Origin of the sequence: Pseudomonas sp. K5002, from assembly GCF_013386655.1 — a bacterium.
Classification (GTDB): Bacteria; Pseudomonadota; Gammaproteobacteria; order Pseudomonadales; family Pseudomonadaceae; genus Aquipseudomonas.
Genome location: NZ_JACARK010000222.1, coordinates 1 through 6,968, shown reverse-complemented (window position 1 = coordinate 6,968; position 6,968 = coordinate 1). Strand labels below are relative to the sequence as shown.

General features: G+C 64.0%; 7 protein-coding genes. All 7 read right to left on the bottom strand.

Annotated elements, in window-relative coordinates:
• Positions 1-17 precede the first annotated feature (17 nt).
• Complete coding sequence (locus tag HX846_RS12170; protein ID WP_178965455.1) at positions 18-500, bottom strand: YbjN domain-containing protein; 483 nt, start codon at positions 498-500, stop codon at positions 18-20.
• A gap of 20 nt (positions 501-520) precedes the next feature.
• Complete coding sequence (locus HX846_RS12165; protein WP_008430322.1) at positions 521-1,147, bottom strand: hypothetical protein; 627 nt, start codon at positions 1,145-1,147, stop codon at positions 521-523.
• 17 nt (positions 1,148-1,164) lie between these two features.
• The gene (locus HX846_RS12160) at positions 1,165-2,862 is read right to left on the bottom strand and encodes a putative porin (RefSeq protein ID WP_134326875.1); all 1,698 of its coding nucleotides are present in this window, start codon (positions 2,860-2,862) and stop codon (positions 1,165-1,167) included.
• Between the two features lie 41 nt (positions 2,863-2,903).
• On the bottom strand, positions 2,904-3,611 hold the full coding sequence (locus HX846_RS12155) for an energy transducer TonB (protein ID WP_177035728.1): 708 nt from the start codon (positions 3,609-3,611) through the stop codon (positions 2,904-2,906).
• A 3-nt stretch (positions 3,612-3,614) separates the two neighbouring features.
• Positions 3,615-4,040, bottom strand: a complete 426-nt coding sequence (locus HX846_RS12150) for a biopolymer transporter ExbD (RefSeq protein WP_178965454.1) — start codon at positions 4,038-4,040, stop codon at positions 3,615-3,617.
• Positions 4,041-4,051: 11 nt separating this feature from the next.
• Complete coding sequence (locus tag HX846_RS12145) at positions 4,052-5,851, bottom strand: DUF2341 domain-containing protein (RefSeq protein ID WP_178965453.1); 1,800 nt, start codon at positions 5,849-5,851, stop codon at positions 4,052-4,054.
• Between the two features lie 24 nt (positions 5,852-5,875).
• On the bottom strand, positions 5,876-6,968 hold a 1,093-nt coding region (locus HX846_RS12140), incomplete at its 5' end, for a ShlB/FhaC/HecB family hemolysin secretion/activation protein (RefSeq protein WP_178965452.1).

Genomic DNA, 6,968 nt, shown 5'->3' with positions numbered 1-6,968 from the left:
CACCAGGGCTGGTTTCTTCACAGTGCAGGCGCCTCTTCGCGCGCGTCGACAGCAGGCGCGGACCCGGCCTGGAGCTGGGCGGCTTGCTGGCTGTATTCACGCAGGTAGACGATGAATTCCTGCAGCAGGCGGTCCCACAATTCCAGCTGATTGCGCAAGTACGGCGCACCCACGCCGGCGGCCACCACGTCCATCTCCATCAGCAGGAACTCACCCTGCAACGACAACCGCGCAAAACGTCGGGAAGCGTTCCAGACCTGGGCCAGCCCCTCGGGCAATTCGCCCTGCACCCGCAGCGCGCAGCTGTAGGTGAAGTCCACGTAGCTGCCCTGCTCTACCGCCGGGTTGCCGAAACGCACGGCGAAGCCGATGCCCTGGCTTGCGCTGAGCAATTGCACGATGCCGTTCTGCTCGGTCTGGTTGACCCGGTAGCCGGCTTCCTGCAGCAGCTCGGTCAAGGCTTGCGGGGTCACGCTGGTGATCAGTTGTACGTCGCTCATAGGGGTATCTTCCTTGTCGATCAATGATTAGTGACGGTCTGTGGAGCATCGAACCGATTAAGGTAAAGGCCGTCACCAAAACCCTGGGCGAGTTCCTCGAACTTGACCCGGGTGCTGCTGGCGAACGGTTGGCGGATGCTCATCACGTCGGCCACGTCGATTTTTTCGTAGGCCGTCAGCAACTGCTGGGCCACGTCGTACATCTGTTGATTCTTGACTGAACATTGCTGCACTTGTGTGTCACGTTCCGTGAGTTGCGCCTGCAAACGTGCGCGCTCGGTTTCTTTGCCCCGGGCGATTACCAGCAAGTCTTCATAGGCTTTCTTGAACTTGCCCACCTGCTCATTGCTCGCGGCCACCTGGGCCTGGGCCTGGCTGTGCAGGCTCTGTTGCTGGCCCACCAGTTGCTCGGCCACGCCACGGGTCTTTTCCAGTTCGGCGGTCAGTTGCTTGACCTGCGCCTGGGCCTGCTTGGCCTGGGTTTCGGCGGCGATGCGTGCGGCACTGGCCTGGGCCTGCTCGCTTTGCAGCGCCTGCAACTGCTGGGTGGTGCTGCGCAGCTGAGTGCGCAGGCGCTCCTCCATGCCTTCAGCCGAAGCGCCGGTGGTAACGAGCAGTAGAAGCAGGCCGCAAATTCGCGTGTTCATGAGCTTTCTCCGGCGCATCAGAAGCGCGTGTTGAGTTCCAGTTGCATGACATCCACTTCAAACGGCGCGCCATACACTTCGGAGGCGCTGAGCCAACGGGCACTGGCGTAGATGTTCTTGTCGAGGCCGTAGTTGGCGCCGATGAAATAGCCCTTGGCGTTGGTGCCGCCGAGGTGGAACGAGGAGTCGTTGAAGCCGTCCGGCAAGGCATCCGGCTGGATGTATTTGTAGCCGGCCAGCACGTTCCAATCGCCCTTCTTGCGCATCTCCAGCGCACTGCCGAGGGTGAACTGCACCAGCAGCGCATTGCCGCCGCTTTCAAACTGGCCGTCGCGGTTGAGGTTGTTGACGATCTGGCCTTCGCTGCGCTTGAGCATCTCGCCCTTGTCGTAGGCCAGGTTGTGGATGAAGTTGGTCTGGCTGCGCAGCTTGAGGTCTTCCGGCAGCTCGCTGTCCCAGGCCAGGTTGAGGTCCAGCACGTTGAACTTGGACGCCAGGCCGACGAATTGCGGTTGCGGGGTCAGGCCAGGCGTTGCCGGGTTGGGGGTGATGTCCCGCAGCAGGAACACGCTGTTGCCCTTCTGCATGAAGGCCAGGCGCGTGCCATCGGTATCGCACGCCGGCTGGCCGGCCCACGGCGAGCAAGGGCTGGAGCGTTCGCCCTGGATATCGCCGAAGTGGTAGTAGGCCATCGAGCCCTTCAGGCTGTTGCTGCGGTTGATCTTCCAGTCGGCGCCGATCTGCCCGCCGAACAGCCATTTGTTTTCGCTCTCGTCCTTGTCGAAGCCGTTGGTGGTGGCGGTGTCGGGGCTGTATTCCACCGGGAACGCGCCGAGGGTGCCGAACAGGCCCCAGTCGCTGTTGAGCTTGTGGTTGAAGATCGCCGCCACACCGTCGAAGTTGAGGTCGCCGGAATACATCATGTCGGTGGAATAGAACGGGTTGGCAAAACGTCCGGCGGTCAGGGTCATGTAGTCAGTGGTCTTCCAGGTGAGGTAGCCCTGGTCGAGCCAGATGTCTTTCTTGCCGAAGCCGCCGCCCAGGGTCTGGGTGGTGGACACCGGGTTGTTGTCGTTGCCGGTGCCGAGGCGGATGCCGGCGGTCCATTCCGGCGAGATCACGGCTTTCATGCCCAGGCGGGCGCGCAGGCGGAACAGGTTCTCGCGGTCTTCGCGAGTGTTGAGCAGCGGCGGCAATTTGGTGTTGGTGTTCTTGTTCACGTCGTAGGGGCCGCTGTCGTTGAGCTTGGCGTAATCGACGATTTCATTGCTGTTGTTGCCCGAGAAATAGCGCGACTCATCCCGCAGGCGAATATCGCCGTCGAAGCTGATGCGCGAGACCCACTCCGGGAAGGTGTTGGGCTGGGCCCAGTTTTCCTGCTTGGCGGTGGCCATGACCTCGGCCTTGACCTGGTCGCGAATCTGGTCGCGCACCGCTGCCGGCACGTACTGCACCCGCACATCGCCGGGGGCCGCAGTTGGACCTGCCGCTACTGCCGTGGCGGTGCTGGCCTGGCGTGCCTGCTGAGCCTCTTTTTCAGCCTGGGCGATCAGCCCGTCGGCCTGTTCCTGCTTGAGCACACCTTGCTGCACCAGCAGGCGGATCAGGTTGATCGTGGCGTTTTCCGAAGGCGCGGCGGCGGCCGTCGCCTGGCCGACCAGGGTCGCGATGACCATGCCGACCGCCAGGGTCAATCGATTCACGTGGGAAATCATCTGCACACAACTCCTGTAGAAAACTGCAAAAAAGGGTTCGATCAATCCGGGCGCCGGCCCTTGAGGGACAGGCGTACCGGCAGGGTCATTGAGGCGGGTGTGCGTTCCTTCAGCCGCGGTGTGGCACGCAATGCGGCCAGCACCTGGGCGTCGGTGTCGGCGTCGCCGCTGGACTTGGCCAGCTCCACGCGCGTCACCTCGCCGTCTGCGCTCAGCCACAGGTCGGCCTGCACCGTGTAGGCCTTCTTGCGCAGCTCCGGGTCTTCCCGCAGCAGGCGCTGGAACACCCCGGCCAGGTACTGCTTGAACGTCCCGGTGCCGAGCCCGCCACCACCGGAACCGGCCATGCCGCCGCCCTTGCCGGCACCGATGTTGAAACCGTCGGTACCGGACTGAGCGTCGCCGTCGATCTGCATCGGGTTGGCCAGGTCGTCCGCCGGTGAAGGCGGTGCTTCCTCCTCGGGCTTGACCTCGTCCGGGGTCGGCGTGGGCTCCGGCTCGGGGACTTTCTCCTGCACCTCGGGCTCCGGTTCCTTGGGTTTTTCCGGCGGAGGTGGTGGCGGTGGTGGCAACGGAATAATCGTCGGCACCTTGGGCGCTTCACGGCGCACGCCACTCATGTCATTGGCCCACTGCCAGAGAAACCAGGCAGCCACGGCGCCCAGCAGCAGGCCAATGCCCCACTTCAGCGGGCGCAAGGGCGGCTTGTTCTTGAGGGGCGTCGGCGCGATCGGCATCTGTGCGGTCATGACTCAGCCCTGGCTCGGTTTGCCGGTGACCAGCCCGACCTGGGACAGCTCCAGGCGACGCAGCAGGTCGAGCACTGCGATGACCTTCTGGTACTGCACCATGGCGTCGCCGCGCACGATCACCGGGAAGTCCGGGTTCAGCGCTTTCTCGATGCGCAGGCGCTCTTCGAGTTCAGGCAAGGTCACCGGGTAAGCGTCGAGAAACACCTGGCCGCCATCGTTCACCGAGATGGCCTTGGTCTTGGCCTCGGACAGCGATACCGAAGCACTGGCCTTGGGCAGGTGGATCTGGATCCCCGAGACCTGGGCGGTGGCGGTGAGGATAAACATCACCAACACCACCATCAGCACGTCCACCAGGGGCGTGATGTTGATGCTGTCGACGGGTGCGTCATCGTCATCGTCGTGGGAGGCATTCACGGAAGCCATGCTGATTCTCCTCAGGCCGGGACGTGGGCGTGGTGGTCGCGACGGTGCGCCGCTTCACTGTGCTGGCTCTCGCCGTGCATCTCCGCCAGGCGGGTGATGAACTCGTCGACGAACACGCGCATGTCGGCGCTGACTTCCTTGTTGCGGGTAATCAGGCGGTTGTAGCCAAACAGCGCGGGGATCGCGACAAACAGGCCCATGGCCGTGGCCAGCAAGGCCGCCGCCATACCCGGGGCGATGGCGTTGATGTTCACGTCGCCGGCCATCGCCGTGCCGAGGAACACCACCATGATCCCCAGCACGGTGCCGAGCAGGCCGATATACGGGCCACCGGCAATCGCGTTGGAGAGGGTCGACAGCTTGGCGCCGAGCTGCTGGTTTTCCCGGGTACGCACGCCGTCCATGGAGCAGCGGATGGCTTCGATGGTGGCTGCCGAGACCGACGAGGTGTCGGCGCCCTGGGCGCGGCGAGTGCGGATTTCCTTGACCGCGACCCGGTACAGTCGCCACAGCGAGGAATGGGTCAGGCGCTCGGCCAGCAACGCGTCGTCGTAGTACATCTCCAGGCGCGTACCGATCTGTGCGAATTGCTCGCGGAAGATATCGTTGGCAGCACTCACGCGACTGACCTGGCGGTTCTTGCGGAGCATGATGAACCACGACTGGAACATCATCCCCACCAGCACCAGGATGATCACCCAGGCATCCACCGGCACCGCCTTGAGCAGGAACCCCAGGCTGCCGAAGCCGAAGCCCGACTGTTCTTCATCCACGCCATAGGCCACCAGTTTCGACTCGGCGCCCTGGGCCGTGGCATCGGCCAGCAACAGGGCTGCCGGGCGCGCGACCTTGGACAAGCGCAGTTCGTCCATGGCCCCGGTAAACGGCAGGTGCCCGCCGGCGGCTTCCGGCAAATCGGCACCGATGGCCAGTTGCGAATTGAACGCCGGCATCGCCACTGCGAGGGTCGCGGTCTCGCGGCCATTGACGTACAGCGACACCTTGTCGCCCTCGGCGGTGAACGCCAGGTGCTGCCATTGGCCGGGGTTCAGCGGCTGGGTCGAGACGGCGCGCTGGCCGTCAATTTCAATAAACGGCATGCCCTGGTTCAAGCCCAGCAACAGGCTGTGAGCGCCCTCGCGACGGGCCATGATCAGTTGCTCGCCGCCGGCCTGGTCCAGGCGCAGCCAGGCACTGAAGGTAAATGCACCGCCCGCGGCGTGTTGCAGCGACGGACTGGCGGCCAACAGCAACGGCTGGCCACTGAACTGCAGCGCACGGCCAATCACCCCGTCGATGCTCGCACCAGTGGCGTTCACGGCAGTGTTGCCATAGGCCGTGGTGTCCCGGGGCGGCGTGCCGTTGGCGCCGTCGAAGTGGTAGAGCGCGGTGTAGTTCGGGTCGAAGGTCAACTGGCCGTTGGCGGTGGCCGGCGCCTTCTGGTTGCCGTAGTACATCCACAGGTCCTGGCGCTGGCCGCCTTCGACCTTGGGCACATCGACCCAGATCAGCGCCATGCCCATCAGCGGGTCGAAGCTTTCGATCTGGTGGTTGAACACGGTCTTGTCGTCGGCGCTGACAAAGCGCAGGTCGGCGCCGTCGTCCTTGACCCCGTCAAAGGTGAAGTTGCCGGTGTGCAGGCGCACCAGCAACGCAGTGCGGCCCAGGGCCTGGCTGATGGCTGCGCCCTGGGAGGTGGTGTCCACCGTGATCTGTTTACGGTAGTGCCAATCGTCCTGCCACCAGGCATGGGCGGTGGCCGGGAGCGCGAAGCCCAGGCAGATCAACAGGCTCAGAAATAGGCGTTGCATGTCAGGAGTCTCCGAAAAAAGGGGTCAGAAAGTCGCCTGCACACTGAAGTGCAGTCGCGAGTCCTGTTTCTGGGTATTTGGGCCTTCAAGCAGCGGGTAGCCCCAATCCAGGCTGCCGGACAACCACTTGCTCAAACTGGCGCGGGTGCCGAGGCCGACACTGGCCAGGCTGTATTCGTCTTCCTGCTCGGGCAGCGGGTCATGCAGGCGCAGGCGTGCGCCTTCGGCAAACGCGTAGAAGCGCCACTCCTGCACGTAGCTGCCGAGAAACTTGGCCAGGGACGGCGTGCGCAGTTCCTGGGACAACAGGTAGCCTTCGTCACCGGTGCGCTCGGCGGCGAGATACCCGCGTACCGACGTAGCGCCGCCAGCGGAATATTGCTCGTTGGACACCAGCGGCCCCGAGGCCAACTGGAAGCCGGCCCTGGACGCCGACTGCCAGTCGTTGCCGAAGGTGTAGGTGTAATTCAGGTCGCCCTTGAGCACCGCAAAACTCGGGCTGGCCTTGTCACGCTTGTACTGGAACTCCTCGGCGTCGCTGCCGTAGCCGAAGAACGCGCGGGTACCCACCACCAGGCTCAAGCCCAGCCCCAATTGCGACTGCTCGGTGTAGCGGTAGCCGTTGTAGCCGAAGGTCAGCGGTGCGTACTTCAGCGGGATATCGTCCGTGCTGCTGCCAAACTTCATCTGCTCCTTGAAGTCCTTGAAGTCGACCCCGGCAGAGAACGAATTGGCCCAATTGCCACTGGCCGGCAGGCTGTAGATCGCCGACACGCCGTAGGAATGGCCCTTGCCCAACACGTTGCTGCCGCCGATGGTGGCGATGTTGCTGTCGGACTGATAACCGGAGAACTGCAGGCTCCAGCGATCAGTCAGCGGCGCGGTGTAGGCGCCCGACCAGACCTTGGCGTTGTCGCTGTCCTGGGGCGCGGTGAAGTAGGTCAGGGAAATGCTGTGGCCCAGTTGCCAGAGGTTGTCGTAACCCAGGGTCGCGACGCTGCGCAGCTCCTTGGTGTCGGCGCTGTAGTCGTTGTTCAGGCCGAGGCTGGCGTGCCAGGGATTCTGGTCTTCCACCTGCAGGTCGACGTCCATGGTGCCGGGGCGCTGGCCTTCGCGG

Coding starts and splice junctions, on each gene's coding strand:
- HX846_RS12155 (WP_177035728.1), bottom strand. CDS start 3,611: ATGACCGCACAGATGCCGATCGCGCCGACGCCCCTCAAGAACAAGCCG.
- HX846_RS12160 (WP_134326875.1), bottom strand. CDS start 2,862: ATGATTTCCCACGTGAATCGATTGACCCTGGCGGTCGGCATGGTCATC.
- HX846_RS12170 (WP_178965455.1), bottom strand. CDS start 500: ATGAGCGACGTACAACTGATCACCAGCGTGACCCCGCAAGCCTTGACC.
- HX846_RS12150 (WP_178965454.1), bottom strand. CDS start 4,040: ATGGCTTCCGTGAATGCCTCCCACGACGATGACGATGACGCACCCGTC.
- HX846_RS12165 (WP_008430322.1), bottom strand. CDS start 1,147: ATGAACACGCGAATTTGCGGCCTGCTTCTACTGCTCGTTACCACCGGC.
- HX846_RS12145 (WP_178965453.1), bottom strand. CDS start 5,851: ATGCAACGCCTATTTCTGAGCCTGTTGATCTGCCTGGGCTTCGCGCTC.